Raw genomic sequence first — 20976 nt, forward strand, 5'->3', positions numbered from 1 at the left:
AATCACCCTGCGAAGCCAACCTGCGCATTTAGTCGACTAAATGCGGGGCATCGAGCAAAGCGAGTAGCCGACCGAACGCGAACAGCAGTCGCCTAACATCCACACCATGACGACAGGCACCACAGAAACAGGCACCACGACCACGGTGGAACTGACCCGCTTCAAGGTCCCCGCCGACCGCGCGGACGAGCTCCTCCAGGCCCGTCCCGCGATGATCGCCGACTTCCGGGCCGACAGGGAGGGCTTCCTCGACGCCCAGCTGATCCGGGTCGACGACGAGACCTGGCTCGACGTCGTGTGGTGGCGTTCCTCCGAGGACTTCGCCGCGTCCCGGGAGAAGGGCGCCAACCTGCCCGGGATCAAGGCTTTCTTCGCGCCGATCGCCGAGCTGGTCTCGGCCGAGGAGGGTGTCACGGGCGACCACATTCCGGGACGGGAAATATCGCCGCCACCAGTCCGTTGACCAGGGGGAACGAGCAAGGTCACGGAAGGGATCGGCGATGAGCACAAGCCTGGACACGTTCACGCGCGACTGGCAGGAGTGGAAGACCCAGCGCGAGCGCGATCTCGCCGATCCGCTCGGCTGGCTCGCCCTGGTCTCGCTCGACTGGCTGGAGGACAAGCCGCGCGCGTACGAGGGGCTGCCCGGGTTGTGGTGGCAGGACGCCGATGCCGCGTACCTCGACCCGCAGGGCGCGGACCTCTCGCACGACGGCGAACGCGTCACCGGTGTCCATCGTTTCGAGCTGGTCAACAGCGGCGCGACCACCCGGGTCGTCTCCGGCGACATCGAGATCGAGGTGGCGCGTCGTGGCGGGTATCTGATCCGGACGCACGACCCGAAGGCACCGGTGCTCAACGCTTTCCGCGGTGTCCCGGCGTACGAGCCCGACGAGTCCTGGGTGCTCTCCGGAACCTTCGAGCCCTTCGACGAACCGCGGCCGACGACGGTCGGAGCGGTCGTCGAAGGGCTCAGTCACGTCTACGTCTCCCCGGGTATCGTGCGTTTCGAGCACGACGGCGCGGAGCACACGCTCACCGCGTTCAACGGCAAGAAGGACGGCCTGCTCATCCTGTTCACCGACGCCACGAGCGGCGTCACCACCTACGCGGCGAACCGGTCGCTCGCGGTTCCCGAGCCCGCCGAGGACGGATCGGTCGTCCTCGACTTCACCCGAGCGACGAATCTGCCCTGCGCGTTCACCGATTTCGCCACGTGCCCGTTGCCGCCGGCGGGCAACGATCTGCCGTTCGCGGTGGAAGCTGGAGAGAAGCTGCCCTACGAACGATCACACTGAACCGTCGCGAGCGCCGTCATCGCCTCCTGTTCGCGCTGAGCCAGCTCGGACAGGACGGCGGACGCGTCGTCGAGCGGTCGGGCGTCGCCGGTTTCCCCTGCCTGTGTGCACAAGTGCGCGACTTCGGTCCACAGTGGAACGATCTCGCGGTACTTCTCATACGCGCTGAGGAGACCGGCGTCGTCGACGAGGGTCGTGCACTCTTCGAGGAAGTCGCGGTAGATCCGGCGGAAGAGCGCGCCGCCGGTGCCCGCCCGTTCCATCAGGATCGCGGCCTGCGGCAGGTCGCGGGCCGGATCGTCGCTGCGGTCCAGCCATTTCCGCACCTGGACGGCGGCCTTGCCGATGCCGCGGTACCCGAGGTTCGCGATGGGCGGGTTGAGGAATTCCGCCGCGTTCGCCCGCACTGCGGCCCGGATAGCATCCGGAAGCGGCCTGACAGGCGCATCGGCGGCGATGGTGAACGAACGATTCTTCGCGGTCATCGGGCCCTTCTCCGCGCGAGCGCGTTCCAGGCTCTCCAAGGATGTCGAGACTGATCCACCCTGCTGTGCCGTGTCGACGACGTAGGCTGTCTCGTCGTCATAGCCGTACAAGGCGACGAAATGCCCTCCGAAGTGGACCTTCGAGGTGAAGTACTCCAAGTGGTACGAGTCGAGCTGCAGGCCGACAGGCACCCCGCCGTCGATCTCTTCGACCACGTTCCGCCACGCCGTGCGCACCGACGACGTTTCCTTGACCCGCAAGGCCAGTCCGAGCCGGTCGGTCAGCCTCCGGGTGATCTCGGCGGGTTTGGCACGCCCGCCGAGGAAGGGGAACGGCAGGTTCTTCCCGTCCCAATAGATGAACCCCAGGCCTTCGCCGAGTCCGAACAGCATCGGCTCGGACAGTTCGATCCCGGCGTGCCGCAGGAGGACGTCGAGTGTGCTGGTCTCGCAGTGCTCCCCGCCCGTGGTCTTGATTCCGTCGAGGATCACGAGGCCACCGGCCAGGCGATCTCGGTGCGGTACGCCTCGGGCGCGACCGACGGTCCGGGTGCCACCAGGTACAACTCCTCGGCGGGCCCCGCGGGGACGCGGTCGCGTTCGGCGATCCAGCGGCCGAGTGATCGGTACGCGGTCTCGACGTCTTCGTAACGACCCTCGTGAATCGTCGCCACGAGCAGACCACCGGGAAGCTCGCCGGCGCCGATGTCGCCGTCGTCCCGCACCGGCCCGTCCACGGGTACGAACAGTTCGATCGTCAACTCGTCGGGATCCGCGGCGAGGTAACGGGTTCCGGGCGGGCCGGACGGCCTGACCCCCTGAGCGTCGGACGCCGCGAACAGCCGCGTGTACGCGGGGCCGATCAGCTCGGCCAGGCCGTTCAGCGGAGTCCGGATCGACAGGCGGGCGATCTGCTGCGGTGCGCGCACGCGTTCGTAGACGTGCAGCCACCGCGTCGGTTCGGCGAGCACGGAGTCGAGTTCGTCGCTGATCGCCGCGAGTTCCGCCGCCCGCGCCGCCACCCGGTCGTGATGCCGTTTGATCGCGGCCCGCACCTCGTGCGGGTCGCCCGCGTCCAGGATCTCGGCGATCTCGGCCAGCGGCACTTCCAGTTCCCGAAGCCGCCGGATCAGGCCCGCGCGGGCGAACTGGTCGAGCGAATACCGGCGGTACCCGGTGGCGGGATCGATGACGGCGGGTACCAGCAGCCCGATCCGGTCGTAGTTCCGCAGCGCACGGACCGACAGCCTGGTGGCGTGCGCGAACACGCCGATCGGCATCAAGGTCGTCATGGGACCAGCCTGAACCCTCTCCCGGGGAGAGGGTCAAGCCGGTACCTCACCCCAGTGACAGCCGATCGAGATCCGGGGCGGACGCGTGGTCGTTGCCCAGTTCGATCGTGTTCGCCCCCGCCTTCAGTTCGACCGGCAAAGACGTCGTGAGCTGGGTGTTGTTGCCGGCACCGTCGACCTTGACCTCGATCGGCGTGCCGCCGTTGACCGTGACGAAGTACGAGCGCGGCCCGTTGACGGTGAAGTCGAGGTAGAGGGTGTAGCGCCTGGTCTCGGGCACGGTGACGCCGTCGAAGCGCACGGACGAGCCCGGGTCGCCGCCGATGTTGCGCACCTTCTGACCACCGGAGCACACGCCGCAGTTCGTGACGCCCGCGTCGCCGACGTCGTTCGCCGAGTCCTCGGCCTCGCGCATGAAGACCCGGTCGGTCGGCCATGGGCTCACCCGGACCGGTTTGCTCACCGATTTCGCCCGTCCGAGCAGGTCGAACGACGCGGTGACCGGGATGTCGGCCGCGGTGACGCCTTCGGGTGAGACGAGCGTCCAGGAGGCTTGCAGTTCGTCGCCGACGCGCATGGACTCCGCCGTCGCCGGAGCGCCCCGCAAGGTCCAGCCCGCCGGGACGACCGGCGCCAGGGAGACCTTCCCGATCGCGTCGTCGGCGTCGAGCCGCAGCTTCGCGGTCACCTGCAAGGACTGCTGCCCTGGCGAGAGCCATTGGAGGCCACCGGGTTCTACGGTCAGAGTCGTCTTCGGCGTGTAGGACGACGGCGGCAGGGGAGCGATCGCGATCCGGTCGAGGCCAGGTCCCGAGCGTGCGTTGCTGAACACCTTGACCGTGTTGGCGCCGGCGTTCAGCGCGACGGGGATCGCCGTCGACGCCACGACTCCCGGCGTTCCGGCGCCGATCGCGGTCTCGACGGGGGCACCGCCATTGACGCTCACCGCCACGGACGTCGCGGGGCCGCCCGTGGTGTCGAGCTGAAGCCGGTGGGTTCCGGCCTCAGCGGCCATCACCTCCGGGTAGGTGACCGAGCTGCGCGGGCCGCCGCCGAGGCCGGTGACCTGGAACGATCCGGAGCAGGACGAGCAGTGGCCCAGGTGGGCGCGGCCGTCGTGATCGTTGCGGAAGGCCTCGGCCTCCAGCGGAACCTGCGCACCCGATACCGAACTCGGGTAGCCGTACGCCACCTTGATCTCGTCGATGGCCAACTGCCGGTAGAACGGTTTCGCCTGCGGTCCCGACCAGGTGTTCAGCACCTCGAGCTTGATGAACCGGGTCTGCCGTTCGCCGAAGTCGATGAACTGCACGCCGCGGGCGCTCGGCATCGCGCCGGTGCGGACCGGCTCACCCCAGTTCCGCCCGTCGTCGCTGACGTAGAGGCGATAGTCCTGGATCCGGGCCGAGTCCTCCGGCCTGCCGAACGATTCGCGCGCGTGGGTCGGCGACATCTCGCGCTGATTCACCGCGAGGTAGGCCGCGGTCCGCCGCCTGCCGAGGTCCAAGGTCACCGAGACCGGCTGCTTGCCGTCGGCGTCCCAGTAGTTCTCGAAGTTCCCGTCGACGAGGTTCGACGCCGGATGCCCGGCGCGCGAGGACGAAGCGGTCGCCTTGATGGTGCGGGAGTCGTGGAAGTACCGCTGCCCGGCCGTCTCCACCTTGAACACCGTGTCGTAGGTGTCCCAGTCCTTGATGTCCACAATGGTCAGATAACCGCCGGATTGACTGAACCGCAGCTGCTTCCCGGTGCGGACGTCGGACACCCTGGTCACTTTGTAACCGTTGTCGCGCAGGCGGAGTAGGTCGGTGCGGGGCCGGGTGACGACGTGGAGGTACTGCGTTCCGGCGCCGGGCTCGACGGTGATCACACCGTGCGCGCCGTTGTTCCAGAACCCGGGTTGCATCCCTCCGTACATGTAGCCGCCGCCCTCTTTGCCCTGTAGGGAGGACTTGATCGGCGGCACCCAGCTCGCCATGAAGTTGTTGTACGCCTCCTGCTGTGGTGGGAACTTCCCGTTCACCATCGGGGTTTCGGCCATCAGCGACTTCATCGACGAACCCGCGTTGGTGATGTAGCGCCCGGTGGACAGCCGGAAGTCGACGGCCTGGTCGGTGCCGTCGTACCACCAGCCACCGTTGGTCGGCAGTTTGTAGTCGGCTTCGGTGAGCCTCGGCATCGGGGTGAACGCGGCCTGTGGATAGTCGTACGGCGGCGTGATGCCCGTCTTCTGTTCGTTGCTCACCGTGTCCATGATCGGGGTGTCCTCGTTGTTGTTGCTCAGCAACCAGGACGGGCGCTTCTCGCGGATCTGTTCGTAGAGCTTGTTCTTTTCCCAGTACTCGTTGTCGTTGTCGATCCAGAACCCGGCGAGGTCCGCGTAGCGGTCCATGACCTCGTGGAAGAGGTCGTAGCTGTACTCGCCGAAGCCCGGGCGGGTGGTGAGGTCGACCTGTTTGCCCTTGTAGGCGGAGTACGCGGCGGAATCCAGTGACTCGACACCGGTCTCCTTGTGCCACTGGGGATCGTCGGTCATGTAGAGGATCGTCCGGACGCCCTTCGCGTTGCCTGCCTTGACGAGTTCGCCGAGGAGGTCGCGACGGGTGGAGCAGCTGCCCGGGATCGCCGACGGCCATGGCCGCGCGTAGCCCAGCCTGCTGTGGAAGGTGGCCAGCACGATGTAGGAGGCGCCGAGTTTGCGGGCTTCGTCCACCCAGTAGTCGGCGCTCCAGCCGCCGTCGGTGACGGCGCGTTCCCAAGCGGCGCAGTCGGTCTGGCGTGGCGCGGTGAACATGCCCCAGTGGAGGAAGAGTCCGGCGGTGGCCTCGCGCAGCCACTTCTGGCGGGGATGATGCACTTCCGCGCTCGCCGCGGTCGTGGTGAGCAGACTCGCCAGCAGGGCGAGGACCAGGGCGAGCCAGGCGGTGCGGTGAACTCTCATGACCATCCGCTCTCATCCAGGGCATGGTTACCGAGAGATCCGATGATTGCGTCAGAAAACGCGGTGGTCAAGCCCCGATGAGCGGTACATTGGTGAAGTCATCAGAGGTATTCCGCGAACAGGGCCCTCTCGTCTGCAGTACGAGAGGGCCCTGTCGGGACTCAGATGTTGAAGCCCGGATGGGTCGCGAAGGCGTTGTCGATCACGAGGTTCCCGCGCTGGCGGGCTCGTTCACGCAACGCCGACGTCGTGCGGGCGCCCTGGGCGTAGAACCACCACAGGTAGAGCGCGCCGTACATCCAGGCGCCCTCGTAACCCCAGGTGGAGTCGGCGCCGCTCTTGCCGGCGCCGAACACCGAACCCGCCGGGAAGTTCGCGTTGTGCGGCTTCCCGCCCTGATGGCGCGATTCGTGGATCAGCGTCTCGGCGCGGCCGGGAACGTCCTTGGAGTACCAGAAACCCAGGTACAACTCGATCCGGTCGTCGACGAACGCCCCTTTGAACGAGCGTGCGATGGCGCTGCCGTCGCCGCAAAGCGAGCGGAGGTCGTCGCAGTTGTCGCGGACGTAGCGGCGTGCCCAGTTCAGCATCGCGCCGGAATAGGCGTCGTTCTGGTAGTCCTGTGCCGAATAGGTCAGGAGGTAGCACGCGTTGAACGTCCGGGCCAGCGGCTTGTCGGTGTTGCACGCGTCTTCCCAGCCGAAGCCGTCATCCCAGTAGTCCTTGTTGCCCGCGAAACCGTAGGTGTTCCAGAAATAGTCGATGTAGGTCTGATTGCAGATCGAGGCACCGTAGAAATTGTCCCCGGTCACGTTCTTGTCAGGCACGGTGTAGCTGCAAGTGGCCATCGGAGATCACCTGTCTGTAGAAGGAATTCGTTCTGGTTCAGGAGCGCGGCGGCTCGGGCGGTGGCACGTCGTCGGTCCGCGAGTCCTTCACGTACCGGCCGCCGACGGCCTGCGGGACACCGCGGACGTCGACCCGCCGGATGTTCAGCAGTCGCTCGTCCTCGGTGCCGCTGAGCTCCTCGCGCACCCGCGCGGTGAGTTCGGTGTCCCCGGTCTCGGCGATGGCCTGGACCGCCGCGCGCCGCACCGTGAACACCTCGTGCCGGACCTGCCGCAGCAGCAGCTCCTTCGCCGCGCTGTCCCCGGCGGATGCCAAGCGCGCCAACGCTTCCACGGCGGTGGTGCGGATGATCACCTCTTCGCCGACCGTGCTGATCCCGTGTGCGGGGTCGTCGGAACGCTCCGGCGGGATCGGCTGGCGCAGTACGTTTTCGAGCGCCGGGACGGCGGCGGCGTGCCGGAGATCGGTGAGCAACTGGACCAGGCCCCACCGCTCGAGGTACTGCTCCTCGGACAGGGCGTCGTACTGCGCGCCGAGCGCCGGGACGACGTCGTCCGCCCGCTCGCGAAGCCGGTCGAGGCTTCGCTGGTAATTGCGCTCGGCGTCCTCGCCGGACGCGGCCATGGTTTCGGCGGCCTGGGTGACCAGTTCGCCGATTTCGCTGTTCGAGAAGCTTCCCAGGCCCGAACTGCCAGGGCCCGCTTCGAGGTTGTCGCCACCCGGGCCCAAGGACGGGGTGTCGGGATTGCGTGGGGTCGGCATGAGGTTCTCCTTCGCAGCGGCGGTGATGCTGACGGAAGGAAGGAACGCGATCCCCGGCGGCAGATACCTGGATTTCCGAAAAATCGCCCGATGGGGCAGATCGGGATTTTCACCGCGGGAATCCGAAAAGGATTTTGCTCACCAAAAATGCGGCGGACGGCGAAAAGCCTTCACGGATTCCCGCTCGTGGTCAATGACGGACGTCGATGACGACCCGGTTCGGGGAGGTCAGCGTGAACACGGTGACCGCGGTCCTCGACCGGACACCGAGACCGATGGACAAGGTGCCTTCGTAGTCGCCGGTGACCGCGACCGCCATGACGTTGCGCAGATTCCGGGTCCTGAATTTCTGCGGACCGGGATAGGTGGGATTCCCGGCGTCGTCGTGCGCGGCGGCCGGGGTCGCGGTGACCGCGATGAAGAATTCCCCGGTGAGCCAGACGATCTCGCCCGAGCCGTCGGCGATCAACTCGTCGACGAGGTCGTAGCGGACGGCGGGTGCCGGGCCTGCGGTCAGGTCGAGCACGATCCGGTCGAACCCGGTGTTCTGGCCGGTGCGGATCCCCGTCATCGTGGGGATCGCCTGTGCCGCGACGGAAGCGGGCGCGGCCGCGGCGATGGCGCCGGTCAGCATGAGGGAGGTGGCGGCGAGCGCTCCGAGCGCGCGCCGGAGGTTGATGGCCATGGCGATGACCTCCTGCCGGAGAGCTGATTCCGAAAAGACGCCTGGATCGCCGGGGTGGTTGGTATTCTTGGCCTTATCGTTACTGATCGCCGCATAGTCGTCGAGCGATCTCTAAGTCGGCGGGGAAATGGTTTTTCACTCGCTCCGCGAGTAGGTTGAGATAACGGAGATCGCTTTTCGCGGAGGCGATGAGATGCGTGAATCTCCGATCGTCCTCTCGATAGCAGTCCTCCTGAGAACCGAAGACGCACTGCACGTCGGTGGTGCGCCCGCCCCAGCACAACGCGCCGAGAAGGTACTGCTCGACAACGAGGTTGAAGTCCTCGAGCGGTGCGAGCCGTTGCCAGGCCGCCTGATTCTCGGTCGACTCCACCATGTGGACGGCGAGGTCGGCGTAGTGGCGAAGAAGGGGAACCGCCGTGCCACCGACGATTCCGGTGCACAGCGCGGCTTCCCCGGTGTAGTCGCGGAATTCCTCCGGCAGGAAGCCGCCGGTGCTCCGGATGGCCGCGGCGACGGCCGTCGGCCGGTAGTAGCCGGCATCGGAAGCCGGTGCGTGCTCGGGATTCTGCGCGACGATCTCCCCATCGAGCCCGTCCGCGGGGAAACCCGGCCAGAGGAACACGTCGTTGTCGATGTGCAGGAACGGTTCGCGCTGCTCCCGGTACGCGTGCAGCTTCCCGAGTGCCCACCAGGACGGGTCCTGCCCGGCGAGTCCGTTCAACGACAGGGAAACGTCGTCGAAGGGCAGCCGCAACCGGGTGACGAGCAGTTCGTATCCCCGGTCGTCGGTCACCAACGCGGTCGTGGGGAAGAGGCGGGACGCGAGGCGGAACGACAAGATCCAGGACAGCGCGTGGAAGAAGTCGCTGGGCCAATGCCTGCCGTGCCGACGCCGGTACGGAGTACTCCAAAACGACCAGACCGCCCGGCGGATCGGGTGCGCGGCCTTGTCACCCGGACGGACCACGCGGACCGGTGGGGGACGCCAACCCGGCTCGACGACCTCGCCGTATGCGGTGTACCGGGGAAACCCGGGCGCGAGGAGACGGCCGCCGATGGCGACCGCTGTGCCGGGGTCGTATCCGTAGTACGGCATCGCGGAGTGGTTCGGGCCGGGGTGGTCGAACGTTACGGCCGGCGACGGAAACCGCTGAGGTAGAGCACGGCGACCACGGTTGTCGTGCCGAGAGTCGTCACGACAAAGGATCCGGTGACCAGATAGAGGCCGCCCACGCCGGCAAGTGAAGCTTTGATCAGCTTCACGATTCCTTCGTGTTCGTTGCCAGAGGCTTTCTTGGCCATTTGTCGAACCCTCCGCATGTGGTGTACTAGTACACCGTAGGGCGCGACGACCGGCGAAACCTTCGCCGGTTCTGATCTTTCACGGTCAGGAGGAGTTTCTTGTCGTCGAGGGTGGGCTCTCCGATCGTCGGCCGTTGTCCTGCCGCGTCGCGAATTGTCGATCATCGCCGTGATTCATGGAGGGCGTAGTGACAATCCAGCTGGAGGGCGAGTGTCTTGGCGGCACGAGTCCGGTCGCCGCGGTCGAGGCCGCGCTGCGCTGGCTCGCGGTCCGTAAGGACGGCCGACCGCTCAGATTCCTGCGTTACGCGATCGAAGACCCGGCGAGTGAGTCGGCCGCCGTCCTCGGTTGCCTGGTCCGGCCGACGGCGTCGATGACCACGGCTGCCCCGGAAGAGCGGGCACTCGCGGTCTGGGGACTGATCCTCGATGAGGTCGCGAGGATCGGGTCGGCCACCGAGTCCCGGCGCCGCAACGCTTTGAGTGCCGCGTTCCGGATAGGGGAGCGTGAGTGGAAGTCGACCCTGGATGACCGCTTCGGTCAGTTGAGGGACCTGCGCGGTGTCTTCGGGGATCCGCCACCGACCACGACGACGCCGATGCACAAGGCCTGGCGGCGGGCAGTGAGCGACAAGCTCGCCCCTTGTCTGGCAACGAATCTCGCGATACTGGCGGTCGATGGTGAAGCCTGGCGGCCTTATGTGGAGATAGCTCGGGCCGCCTCGTCGGAGCCTCGATCATCCGGTAGTCGGACGCCCTCGGGTGGGGCGCAGCCTGTATTCCTGGAACGCCTGCTGGTGGCCGTGGAAATGCGGCGCCGGACGGCCCATCGCCGGTTGACGGTGAGGAACCTCGTCGCTCGCGAGGATGGAGTGGATGGCTATATGGCGCGGGCTCTGACGGGGTGGACCGATGATCTGGCGTCCATTCCCGTCAAAGCGATCTTCGGTTGCCATGTCGAGACTTCACCGGGTGTCCAGCCGGGAGATCCGATGATCGTGGACCTTCGCTTTCCGAGACCACTGCGCAAAGGGGAGCGGCACGAGTTCATTTCGCTCGCTTGTGAAGAGGACCCGGACGAAGAGCGGTATTGGATCAATGTCGACGTCGACCATCATGGGATCGCGCCGGGCGTCGTCGATGAAGAGGGCAAGGTGACAGGAGGTCTGAGCATCAGCATCACGTTCGACGACTGCGTTCCGGAGGCCTGTTGGTGGTACGCGGAGCAGACCGACTACGAACGTCTGGTCCGGCCTCCCGTCGGTGATCGGCACCTGCTCGAGATTCGGCGAGGCGTCGTCGAGCACACGTTTCTGGAACCTTGTCACCCGCGGGAGGAATACGGCATCGCTTTCCGCTGGCCTCAGTCCTGAGCGAAGCGGGCCGCGAATCGACGAGGCCCGCTCCGGCCGCTGGTGGCTAATTGCCGGTGTTGCCGCCGCCGCTGCCCTTGCCGTCGTCGCCGTGGATCGTCATCGAAACCTCCTTGGTGCGTTGAGTACGCGGCGTAACTTATCGGCACTGTGGGTGACAGTTGGGGAAGGGGGCGCTCGGCGCGGAGATCCACTCCCACTAGAGTGGCGGTGGCTTTTCCCTGGAGCGCCTACGGTTCAGGGAGTCGAACATGTCCGATGAAGAGGATCTACAGCCTCTGCTCAAGTACGCCCGGGAAGGCTGCGTCGGCCTCTCGGTCGTGGTCGTCGTGGCAGAGATGAAGGCCGGCCGGGGCGCGACCTTCACCGAGATGACCACCGCGCTGCTGTCCGTGGTCGGCGAGCTGATCGACCGCGGCGCGATTCCCGGTGATCTGGTCGACGGGGAACCCTCCTTCGTGGCCTGGTCGGGGTCGAAGAGCGAGATTCTCGGGCGGCTGGCCTGCGAGATCAAGACGTTGGGAGAGATACCGGCGACCGGGGAAGTTTGCTGGATCCACGACCCTGCGCCGAGCCGAGGCCTGTAACAACGAGGCGGGTCGGCTCGACTGACTCACGAATTCGGGTGTCGCGGACGAGGGGTGAGCAGATGGAATGTGTGCGATGTGGTCTGACGGTCGGCCTCGGCTGTGCCTGTTCGGCAGGACGTCGCCCTCGTCGGAAATCGGCCAAGCCCGCGAGTTCACGACGCAAGGCTTCGTCCGCGGTGTCTCTTCGCTCGTTCCGGGAACTACGTGACTTGTTCCGGCAAGGCAGGGTCGCTTGGAGTGATCTCGACGCTGCCGAACGTTCCGCGCTCACGGCGGAACAGCGTCGTCGCCTGTTGGACCTCGAGAACGACGTGCTCCATCGCGATGATCAAGACATCCACGGTTCTAACTCAGTGTCGACGCGATCTGGCGGCTTGCCGACCCTCGGCCGACGCGGCTGACATACGAAGATGGGGCTGCTTCTTGGGTGAGGCCGCCCCATTCCGTATGTGCTTTCAGTTCACCAGCCGCGTTCGCGCCATTCGGCGAGCTTCGGACGTTCGGCGCCCAACGTCGAGTCGTCCCCGTGTCCCGGGTAGAACCACGTCTCATCCGGCAGTTCGCCGAAGATCCGCGTCTCGACGTCGTTCAGCAGCGACGCGAAATCCGAAGGCGAGCCCGTCTTCCCGACACCGCCGGGGAACAGAGTATCACCGCAGCGGTGAAGAAGTGGCTCGTCTCGTTCCGAAGAGCTTGTCGTATGGAGAAAGCGACGAGAGCCTACTTGCTCCACGCAGGGGAGCAATGTGCGTCATCAAACCTGTATGACGCAGGGTTCACCAAGGTCGCAAGCTGGCGCTCATCCGCCTGTGATGTGACATCACGGCATGCGGTAGAACTGTACTTATGCGCCTACCTACCGTGCGTCGAAGGTCTGATAGCGATGTAAAGGCAGCTTCGAGGATGACGTTGGGGCTGAACATTGCGGCCCTTCTTTTTCTTGCGGCCCTGGTTGCGGTTACTATTTCTGTGGGACTTTGGTTCCTTTTGGGTCGCCCTGTACTGTTCGGCACTGCACCTTGGACAGCTAACGATAGTTTTAACCTTCTTAAATTGGCGTTGGCTATTGTTGGAGGAGTTGGCGGCGTCGCAATTCTTGTTATCGCATACCGCAAGCAAAAGCTTGGCGAAAATGCTGAAATTCGAGAGAATGTAAAAGCTTTTTCTGATCGCTTTTTTAAGGCAGCTGAGCAGCTTGGCTCTGCGAAAGCTCCAGTGCGGTCGGCTGGAGTATATGCGCTGGAGCATCTTGCTGATGATTGGCGAGAAGGGCGGCAAACCTGCATTGACGAACTTTGTGCATATCTGCGCATGCCATATACGCCGCCCGAGATGAGGCGAAAAACGCGGTCGATGAATGTAAAAATGGGAAGACGTGGACTGCGTAAACCTCCCGCTTATGTTGGCCCTTTGAGGGATCCGGCCAGCATTGTGCCAACTGTTTTAGATACGCATCGTGAAGCTCAACAAGAGCGGCAGGTCAGAAAGGCGATAGTTAGCGTTATTTCCGGTCATCTCCGCGGTGACGCGGCAGTTTCATGGAAGGGACTGAATTACGATTTCAGTGGCGCGGTCTTCGATGGGGGCGACTTTTCAAATGTAGAGTTTGGCGGCGGCATCGTTGATTTTAGTGGCGTTCGCCTCGTGGCGGAGGGGTTGAACTTCGCTAGCGCAAAGTTTGGTGCGGGCGAGGTCTATTTCAGTGGGATCGAGTTGGATGGCGGCCACTTAAATCTTTCCAATTCGGAGTTCTCGGGTGCTGACGTGCGGTTTTCGTCCGCTAAATTTACGGCAGGCAGTGTTGAGGCGGTTGGGTGTAAGTTTGTAGACGGTAGTATTCTTTTTAATGGTTCCGAATTTCGTGGGGCCAGCGTATACTTTACAGGAAGTAAATTTTTGGGTGGCAATGTCGTGTTCGATTACGCTGAATTTTCCTCCGGTAATGTTAGCTTTGAGTTGATCTCGCTTGATGATGGTTTTCTCTCGTTTGATCAAGCTAATTTTTCCGGAGCTGAAGTCAGTTTCAAATTGTCGGAGCTTGCTGGCGGGAAATTATCTTTCCGTGGTGCCGCATTTGATAGTGGCATCGTCAACTTTGTTGAATCTAGGTTCGGGGGATCAAAAGTTGACATTTCGTACGTTGATGCATGGCTAAGTCCTCCATGTTTCGATAGCTTTGTTGGAGGGTCCACTGAAGGACTTCTGCTTCCGGAAGACTACTCTAAGTCGGTGTCGAACGTGCGTGATGATGGAATCGGTTCCTTTGGGCGCACCTTGTTGGACGATGCGATGCTACGCTGTCCATTCTGCTTGTCTGATTGTACTCATGTGGAACATGTATATGTGTCTGCTCGTTGCGAAGATGAGGTGTCGACCGACTTTTTTGTTGATGCGGTTGCTGCGCGTGTTGAAACGAATATTTCAGTTGAAATACCGGTAGGTGAATCTGTGGGTGCTGGACGACGCCAACGTATCGCATTGGGTGGTTGGTGTGAAATATGCGGCGAAGACTTCGCCATCATATTCACGCAACATAAAGGCGCTACACTTGTTGAGACGTCGCCGCATGTTCCGCCTTTTAATTTTGAGAATAAGGTTGCGCAAGATTTGACTGAAGAAGGCTTCTAGTGGCAGACATGCTAGTTTTAAAGATCTGGAGAGCTATCCAATAATTTCCAGGAAGTGCTTCGTTAAGTTTGGACTCCCTTGTTAGCCTCACTTGACGGCTCGTTGCTGCTGTTTGTGTACGCGATCAATGGGCTAGAAGTTCACCTTGCTACCAATCAGGGTGGACGATGATTTCGTTGTAGTCGTTAATCGGGGGGTGCCGCCGCAGGCGAGTAGTCCATGGGAAGTCGGAGCACATCGGTCCAAGTATTTTCATTCCAATGATAGATCTTGCCAACATCGACGCCCGTGACAACGGCGTGTCCAGACGAATTGGACACCATCTTTGGATAGAACCCGGTGCGTTGACCCGGTCGATCCGGCAACTTCGCACCGAAACCGCAACCGACAACGATCTGGCGAACATTGCCACGGAGTTGGAGTCGGATGCCGAGGCATCCGCCGAAGCGCTCTCGAAACCGCGGCACGAGATAACGGACAAGACGGGTCAGGTCATCACGTTCTACCTGGTCAAGGAGGTGCAGAAAGATTTAGCTGCGCAGCCGATCGACGAGAAGTTCCGGATCGTCTCGCGATGCCCTCGGATGGCCCCGGAATTCGGTTTCAGCGCGGGTCGGACGACCAAGGACTCACAAGTCGCAGCAGCGGGAGTTCGTATCGGCTTTCGAGTTCAGGCCAGGCGGCAGGATCTACTGGCTGAGCCGACATGGGAACGAACGCGGCCGAAACGTGTCGGCCGTATGGGATTCCAAGGACACACCCGGAACAATCTGTGTGCTTTTCGATCAGTTAATGCTGGAGATACCTTCTGGCAGGAGGAGCGGTTTGTTCGGAAGGTGTCCTCCAGGCTGCAGTCCGGCGCATTTCCAGGTTAGCTTGCCTGTAGTAAACGGGGATGCCTACCAGGTACGCAGCCCCGTTCGGGAACGTCGTCAGGTCACCAGCCGCGTTCGCGCCATTCCGCGAGCTTCGGACGTTCGGCGCCCAGCGTCGAGTCGTCCCCGTGCCCCGGGTAGAACCACGTCTCGTCCGGCAGCTCGCCGAAGATCCGCGTCTCGACATCGTCCAGCAGCGACGTGAAATCCGAAGGCGAGCCCGTCTTCCCGACACCGCCGGGGAACAGCGAATCGCCGGTGAACAGGTGCGGGTGTCCGTTCGGGTCGCGGTACAGCAGTGCGATAGAGCCGGGTGTGTGGCCGCGCAGGTGGATCACCTCGAGGGTGATCTGCCCGACCTTGATCGTGTCGCCGTGTTCGACGAGGAAGTCCGGCGGGATCGGCAGCGGTTCCGCGTCCAGCGGGTGGGCGGCGGTGTTCGAGCCGTTCGCGCCGGCGACGGCGCCGAGGGCCTGCCAGTGGTCCTGGTGCTGGTGGGTGGTCACGACGGTCCTCAGCGCGGGCCGGTCGGGGCCGTGGCCGATGAGGTCGGAGATCCGTTCCGGGTCGTTCGCGGCGTCGATCAGCAGCGCCTCGTTCTCGGCGCGGCAGACCAGCAGATACGCGTTGTTGTCCATCGGGCCGACCGACAGCTTCGTGATGGTGAGCGCGTCCAGGGTGCGACGGGCGGCGTCGCCGCCGGGGTCGACGTGCCCGGTGTAGGTCTCGACGATGTTCACACCGCACACGGTAGTCGTTCGCCTGCAATCGGTTCCACCCGCACAGGCGGCGCACAGGCGCACGACGTAGGCTCGCGTCGCCCCGCCATCCGAACCACAGGACGCTCGTGCCCGACGCCTCGCCGCGCGCCCCGCGCAAGATCAGCTGGGACGTCCTTCGCGTTATCGCCGTCTTCGCGGTCATGCTCGGACACGTCACCCATCAGGGGGCGCTTCTGCATCCGGAACTGGTGGGTTACCCCTTTCGGGTAACGGCTCAGTTCGGTGCGGCCATCCTTCTGGTGATCTCCGCCTTCTTCGTGTGCGCGAGCCTCCGGAAGGGACGCCCTGGGCGGTGGCTGTGGAGCCGGGTCGCGCGGCTGGTGCCCGCGTACCTGGTGGCGGTCACCGTCACCTACGTCGTCGCCCGGTACGCGACGATCCGGTTCAGCGGCCTGCCGTTCCCGCCGGGCCTGTCCGGATTCCTGTTCGGCGTTCCGCAGGGCCCGCCGACCGACCCGTCGCCCTGGTACATCCCCACCGGCGCCGATCTGCTCGGCAACCTGGGCATGGTCCAGGAATGGGGCTGGCGTTACGAGCTCTTCTACTACCTCGACGGCGCCTACTGGACGCTGCCGGTCCAGCTCATCGCGTTCACCGCCGCGGCCCTGCTGTGGCCACGCCGGTGGCGTACGCACCGGCTCACGGTCGCGCTGCTCTGGGCGCTGATCCTGGTCCCGCTCTTCCTCCGGTTCGTCGTGTTCGACCCGGCTTCCACGCCGAAGCTCGTGGAGACCTTCTACTACGGCCTCGGCCTGCACCGCGTGCACGTCTTCGCCATCGGCATCGCGATCTGGCTGTGGGCGAAACGACGGCTGGCGCACTGGCATCTCGCGCTGTTCGTGCTCGCCGCCTGCACCGCGCAGGACCTGCAGGTCTTCCCGTTCCACCAAGCCCTGCCGAACGATCCGGAGCGCTGGCCCTCGGCCATCGGGTTCGCGATCATGCTGCTGCTGGTGTGCCTGGCCGCGCGCGGGCCGGACTGGCGGTTCCCCGGTCTCGCCAGGATCGCCCCGGCTGTCACCTGGCTCGCGGGCATCTCGTATGGTCTTTATCTGGTGCACCAGGAACTCGGTTACATCCTGGCCCGTGCCCTGCTGAACGTCGGCGTCCCCGGCTGGCTGCGGCTCCCCATCGTGCTGGCCGCCGCCGTCCTCGGGGGCTGGGCGATCACCGCTGGCGTGGAACGGCCGGTCCACCGGTGGCTCACCGCTCGCCGGGATCGACGCGATAAGCCTGGAAAACCGCAGGTCAAGGACTCGGAACCAGTTTCTGTCGGTGGTGCCTCGTAGCATGGAAGCGGCCGCCCGTGCAGCTATCGACCGGGCCGGCGACCGCAGCTGAGAATGAAACCTGAAGGGACCCTGGCGTGGCTGATCGCCTCGTTGTTCGCGGCGCCCGCGAGCACAACCTCCGCGGTGTGGATCTCGACCTGCCCCGCGACAGCCTGATCGTGTTCACCGGTCTGTCCGGGTCCGGGAAGTCGAGCCTCGCCTTCGACACCATCTTCGCCGAAGGCCAGCGCCGCTACGTCGAGTCGCTGTCGGCGTACGCGCGCCAGTTCCTCGGCCAGATGGACAAGCCGGACGTCGACTTCATCGAGGGCCTGTCGCCCGCGGTGTCGATCGACCAGAAGTCCACCTCGCGCAACCCGCGTTCGACCGTCGGCACCATCACCGAGGTCTACGACTACCTGCGCCTGCTCTACGCCCGCGCCGGCAAGGCGCACTGCCCGCAGTGCGGCGAGGCGATCAGCAAGCAGACCCCGCAGCAGATCGTCGACCAGGTGCTCGCGATGGAGGAGGGCACCCGCTTCCAGGTGCTCGCGCCGGTCGTGCGCGGGCGCAAGGGGGAGTACCTCGACCTCTTCGAGAACCTGCAGCAGCAGGGCTACGCGCGCGTCGTGGTGGACGGGACGATCCACCCGCTCACCGACCCGCCGAAGCTGAAGAAGCAGGAAAAGCACCAGATCGCCGTCATCATCGACAGGCTTTCGGTGAAGACGAGCTCGCGGCAGCGCCTCACCGACTCGGTCGAGACGGCGCTCCGGCTGGCCGACGGCCTGATCGAGCTGGAGTTCGTCGACCTGCCGGAGAACGACCCGCATCGCGTACGCGGTTTCTCCGAGAACCTGGCCTGCCCCAACGGCCACCCGCTGGCGATCGAAGACCTCGAGCCGCGGTCGTTCTCGTTCAACGCCCCGTACGGCGCCTGCCCCGACTGCACCGGTATCGGCGTCCGCAAGGAGGTCGACCCGGAGCTCGTGGTCCCGGACGACGAGCTGTCCCTCGGTGAGGGCGCCATCGCGCCGTGGGCGGGCGGCCAGAGCGCGGACTACTTCATCCGCCTGCTCGAATCGCTGTCCGAGACCATCGGCTTCCGGATGGACACGCCGTGGCGCAAGCTGCCGGCGAAGGTGCAGAAGGCCGTCCTGCACGGCGTCGACGAGCAGGTCCACGTCCGCTACAAGAACCGCTACGGCCGTCAGCGTTCGTACTACGCGAGCTTCGAGGGTGTCATCCCGTTCCTCGAGCGGCGCCAGGAGCAGACCGAGTCCGAGTACATGCGCGAGCGGTACGAGGGCTACATGCGCGAGGTGCCGTGCCCGGCCTGTCAGGGCACGCGGCTCAAGCCGGAGATCCTCGCCGTCACCTTGGAGCACAAGACCCAGGGCGACCGGTCGATCGCCGAGGTCTGCGCCCTCTCGATCGCCGAGGCGTCGCAGTTCCTGGACGAGCTGGAGCTCGGCAAACGCGAGCAGGTCATCGCCGGAGCGGTGCTCAAGGAGATCCAGGCGCGGCTGCGCTTCCTCCTCGACGTCGGCCTCAACTACCTCTCGCTCGACCGCGCCTCCGGGACGCTGTCCGGTGGCGAGGCGCAGCGCATCCGGCTCGCCACGCAGATCGGTTCCGGTCTGGTCGGCGTGCTGTACGTGCTGGACGAGCCGTCGATCGGGCTGCACCAGCGGGACAACCACCGCTTGATCGAGACGCTGGTCCGCCTGCGCGACCTGGGCAACACGCTGATCGTCGTCGAGCACGACGAGGACACCATCCGCTCCAGCGACTGGGTGGTCGACATCGGCCCGGGCGCCGGCGAGCACGGTGGCCACATCGTCCACAGTGGACCGTACAAGAAGATCCTGCGGAACAAGGAATCGATCACCGGCGCGTACCTTTCGGGCCGCACCAAGATCGAGGTCCCGGCCATCCGGCGCCCGATCGACAAGAAGCGTCAGCTGACCGTCGTCGGCGCACGCGAGCACAACCTGCGCGGGCTCGACGTGTCGTTCCCGCTCGGCTGCCTCGTGTCGGTCACCGGTGTCTCGGGCTCAGGGAAGTCCACGCTGGTCAACGACATCCTCGCGACCGTGCTGGCGAACAAGCTCAACGGCGCGCGTCAGGTCCCCGGCCGGCACACCCGCGTCAACGGGCTGGGCAACGTGGACAAGCTGGTCCGCGTCGACCAGTCGCCGATCGGCCGCACCCCGCGGTCCAACCCGGCGACGTACACCGGCGTCTGGGATCACGTGCGCAAGCTGTTCGCCGCGACCACCGAGGCGAAGGTGCGCGGCTACCAGCAGGGCCGGTTCTCGTTCAACGTCAAGGGCGGCCGGTGCGAGGCCTGCGCCGGTGACGGCACCATCAAGATCGAGATGAACTTCCTGCCGGACGTCTACGTCCCGTGCGAGGTCTGCAAGGGCGACCGGTACAACCGCGAGACCCTCGAGGTGCACTACAAGGGCAAGACCGTCTCCGACGTGCTGAACATGCCGATCGAGGAGGCGGCCGAGTTCTTCGAGCCGATCAAGGCGATCCACCGGCACCTGGCCACCCTCGTCGACGTCGGTCTCGGCTACGTCCGGCTCGGGCAGCCCGCGCCGACCCTGTCCGGCGGTGAGGCGCAGCGCGTCAAGCTCGCCAGCGAGCTGCAGAAGCGGTCCACCGGCAAGACGGTCTACATCCTCGACGAGCCGACCACCGGTCTGCACTTCGAGGACATCAGCAAGCTGATCGGCGTGATCAACGGGCTGGTGGACAAGGGCAACACGGTGATCGTCATCGAGCACAACCTCGACGTCATCAAGACCTCGGACTGGATCATCGACATGGGTCCCGAGGGCGGTTCGGGCGGTGGCACCGTGATCGCGGAGGGCACGCCGGAGCACGTCGCTTCGGTTGAGGAGAGCTACACCGGTCAGTTCCTGAAGACCGTTCTCACGTAGGGCTCGTGAGTGGCAAGGACGGTTCTAACCGTCCTTGCCACTCACGAGGTCCAGCACGGGCGAGGCGGGGCCGTAGTAGAAGGCGCGCAGCCGATACGAGGCGCCCTCTTCGCCCGGCATGGTGGCGAGCCCGGCCGACGTCGTCCCCGGATCGGACACCTCGATCGGCACGAACCCGTCCGCACCGGGTTTCCTGATCTCCACCAGGAAGCCGTCCTCGTCACTGGAGCGATCGGCCCAGCTGAACCGCACCATCGCCTCCGCCGCGGGCTCGGCCTTGAACGAAGCCGGGGCGGCCGATCGATCACCGGCCCGCAGCGGCACGACGGGTCCGGAAGCGGCGGGTGTCGCGGGGCCGGAAACCGTCACGGCGTCCGAAACGGCACCGTAGAACGGCCGGATCCGGTAGTAGAACCGCGTTTCCGACATCAGGTCCGGATGCCGGAAGGTCGTCTGCCGTGGCGGCACGAACTGCAGGATCGTGTATTCGCCGTGCGGATCGGTCGTGTACTCGACGATCCGCCCCGCGGCGGCCGGGTCGTCGTCGGGCCAGCTCAGGTCGACGTTCACCGGATCCGTCAGCGTCGCGGTGAAACCGGGCTCCTCGCCACATCCCGACACGAAAGCGACCGCCAGCAGAACGGCCGCGAGTTTCCTTGGCACGCCGAGACCCTCCCGGGAATCAGGCGGCGGCGGAATCCGGAGGCGCCAGCATACGAGCGCCTCCGGTGATCGACAAGACCTCGGTTGAACCACTTCCGCCGGTCATCCGTGTGGGAGGCAAGAGGAGGCGGCCATGGAGAACCGAGGAGAGGCCGGTGCCGATGCACAGTTCGATCGCGGCGCGCGCCGAACGATCCACTCTGCCCCTGCGGGTTGCAGTACTGTC

At 65.0% G+C, this 20976-nt stretch carries 19 protein-coding genes and 1 pseudogene; 8 read left to right on the forward strand and 12 right to left on the reverse strand.

The window, feature by feature from the left end; all coding sequences use genetic code 11:
• Nucleotides 1–106: 106 nt before the first annotated feature.
• Nucleotides 107–463: an antibiotic biosynthesis monooxygenase gene (locus ED92_RS34275; protein ID WP_037345546.1), complete on the forward strand. Its 357-nt coding sequence runs from the start codon at nucleotides 107–109 to the stop codon at nucleotides 461–463.
• A 37-nt stretch (nucleotides 464–500) separates the two neighbouring features.
• Nucleotides 501–1298 carry a DUF1684 domain-containing protein gene (locus tag ED92_RS34280; RefSeq protein ID WP_200882776.1) on the forward strand — a complete coding sequence of 266 codons (798 nt, stop codon included), beginning with the start codon at nucleotides 501–503 and terminating at the stop codon, nucleotides 1296–1298.
• Here ED92_RS34280 and ED92_RS34285 read toward each other — a convergent pair.
• From ED92_RS34285 to ED92_RS43090, 8 genes are all read right to left on the reverse strand, one after another.
• Complete coding sequence (locus ED92_RS34285; RefSeq protein WP_037345549.1) at nucleotides 1280–2275, reverse strand: BtrH N-terminal domain-containing protein; 996 nt, start codon at nucleotides 2273–2275, stop codon at nucleotides 1280–1282. The two genes, ED92_RS34280 and ED92_RS34285, sit on opposite strands and share 19 nt — an antisense overlap.
• Nucleotides 2272–3075, reverse strand: a complete 804-nt coding sequence (locus tag ED92_RS34290) for a MerR family transcriptional regulator (RefSeq protein ID WP_037345552.1) — start codon at nucleotides 3073–3075, stop codon at nucleotides 2272–2274. Before ED92_RS34290 ends, ED92_RS34285 begins: the two co-directional genes overlap by 4 nt.
• Before the next feature lie 46 nt (nucleotides 3076–3121).
• Nucleotides 3122–6022, reverse strand: a complete 2901-nt coding sequence (locus ED92_RS34295; protein WP_037345555.1) for an alpha-L-fucosidase — start codon at nucleotides 6020–6022, stop codon at nucleotides 3122–3124.
• A gap of 155 nt (nucleotides 6023–6177) precedes the next feature.
• Complete coding sequence (locus tag ED92_RS34300) at nucleotides 6178–6864, reverse strand: hypothetical protein (protein WP_007028085.1); 687 nt, start codon at nucleotides 6862–6864, stop codon at nucleotides 6178–6180.
• Between the two features lie 37 nt (nucleotides 6865–6901).
• Nucleotides 6902–7627 carry a HEAT repeat domain-containing protein gene (locus tag ED92_RS34305; RefSeq protein ID WP_037345557.1) on the reverse strand — a complete coding sequence of 242 codons (726 nt, stop codon included), beginning with the start codon at nucleotides 7625–7627 and terminating at the stop codon, nucleotides 6902–6904.
• A gap of 190 nt (nucleotides 7628–7817) precedes the next feature.
• The gene (locus tag ED92_RS34310) at nucleotides 7818–8312 is read right to left on the reverse strand and encodes a hypothetical protein (protein ID WP_037345559.1); all 495 of its coding nucleotides are present in this window, start codon (nucleotides 8310–8312) and stop codon (nucleotides 7818–7820) included.
• A 79-nt stretch (nucleotides 8313–8391) separates the two neighbouring features.
• Nucleotides 8392–9411 carry a DUF6734 family protein gene (locus ED92_RS34315; RefSeq protein ID WP_037345560.1) on the reverse strand — a complete coding sequence of 340 codons (1020 nt, stop codon included), beginning with the start codon at nucleotides 9409–9411 and terminating at the stop codon, nucleotides 8392–8394.
• 32 nt (nucleotides 9412–9443) lie between these two features.
• Nucleotides 9444–9617 (reverse strand): hypothetical protein, encoded by a 174-nt coding sequence (locus tag ED92_RS43090; RefSeq protein ID WP_162836910.1) that lies wholly within the window; start codon nucleotides 9615–9617, stop codon nucleotides 9444–9446.
• Between the two features lie 188 nt (nucleotides 9618–9805).
• Here ED92_RS43090 and ED92_RS34320 point away from each other — a divergent pair, with 188 nt between their 5' ends.
• The gene (locus ED92_RS34320) at nucleotides 9806–10990 is read left to right on the forward strand and encodes a hypothetical protein (RefSeq protein ID WP_235213438.1); all 1185 of its coding nucleotides are present in this window, start codon (nucleotides 9806–9808) and stop codon (nucleotides 10988–10990) included.
• A gap of 251 nt (nucleotides 10991–11241) precedes the next feature.
• The gene (locus ED92_RS34325; RefSeq protein ID WP_037345561.1) at nucleotides 11242–11577 is read left to right on the forward strand and encodes a hypothetical protein; all 336 of its coding nucleotides are present in this window, start codon (nucleotides 11242–11244) and stop codon (nucleotides 11575–11577) included.
• Between the two features lie 203 nt (nucleotides 11578–11780).
• Here the strand turns inward: ED92_RS34325 and ED92_RS43705 are convergent, their stop codons facing one another.
• On the reverse strand, nucleotides 11781–11912 hold the full coding sequence (locus ED92_RS43705) for a hypothetical protein (RefSeq protein WP_255355397.1): 132 nt from the start codon (nucleotides 11910–11912) through the stop codon (nucleotides 11781–11783).
• A 128-nt stretch (nucleotides 11913–12040) separates the two neighbouring features.
• Nucleotides 12041–12235, reverse strand: a pseudogene (locus tag ED92_RS34330) (MBL fold metallo-hydrolase); the annotation flags it as partial.
• Between the two features lie 248 nt (nucleotides 12236–12483).
• Here ED92_RS34330 and ED92_RS42600 point away from each other — a divergent pair.
• Nucleotides 12484–14208: a pentapeptide repeat-containing protein gene (locus tag ED92_RS42600; protein ID WP_152611080.1), complete on the forward strand. Its 1725-nt coding sequence runs from the start codon at nucleotides 12484–12486 to the stop codon at nucleotides 14206–14208.
• A 260-nt stretch (nucleotides 14209–14468) separates the two neighbouring features.
• A complete protein-coding gene (locus tag ED92_RS42605; RefSeq protein WP_152611081.1) occupies nucleotides 14469–15083 on the forward strand; it encodes a hypothetical protein in 615 nt (204 codons plus the stop codon).
• A gap of 62 nt (nucleotides 15084–15145) precedes the next feature.
• On the opposite strand, the gene ED92_RS34335 is transcribed toward ED92_RS42605, so the two are convergent.
• A complete protein-coding gene (locus tag ED92_RS34335; protein ID WP_037345566.1) occupies nucleotides 15146–15823 on the reverse strand; it encodes an MBL fold metallo-hydrolase in 678 nt (225 codons plus the stop codon).
• A gap of 107 nt (nucleotides 15824–15930) precedes the next feature.
• On the opposite strand from ED92_RS34335, the gene ED92_RS34340 reads away from it, so the two are divergent.
• Both ED92_RS34340 and uvrA read left to right on the forward strand, forming a co-directional pair.
• Nucleotides 15931–17154 (forward strand): acyltransferase, encoded by a 1224-nt coding sequence (locus tag ED92_RS34340; RefSeq protein WP_037345569.1) that lies wholly within the window; start codon nucleotides 15931–15933, stop codon nucleotides 17152–17154.
• A 77-nt stretch (nucleotides 17155–17231) separates the two neighbouring features.
• Nucleotides 17232–20087: an excinuclease ABC subunit UvrA gene (gene uvrA, locus ED92_RS34345; protein ID WP_037345572.1), complete on the forward strand. Its 2856-nt coding sequence runs from the start codon at nucleotides 17232–17234 to the stop codon at nucleotides 20085–20087.
• A gap of 24 nt (nucleotides 20088–20111) precedes the next feature.
• Here uvrA and ED92_RS34350 read toward each other — a convergent pair whose 3' ends face one another.
• On the reverse strand, nucleotides 20112–20750 hold the full coding sequence (locus ED92_RS34350) for a hypothetical protein (protein ID WP_037345575.1): 639 nt from the start codon (nucleotides 20748–20750) through the stop codon (nucleotides 20112–20114).
• Nucleotides 20751–20976 lie beyond the last annotated feature (226 nt).

The organism is Amycolatopsis sp. MJM2582 (genome assembly GCF_000754115.1).
Lineage (GTDB): Bacteria > Actinomycetota > Actinomycetes > Mycobacteriales > Pseudonocardiaceae > Amycolatopsis > Amycolatopsis japonica.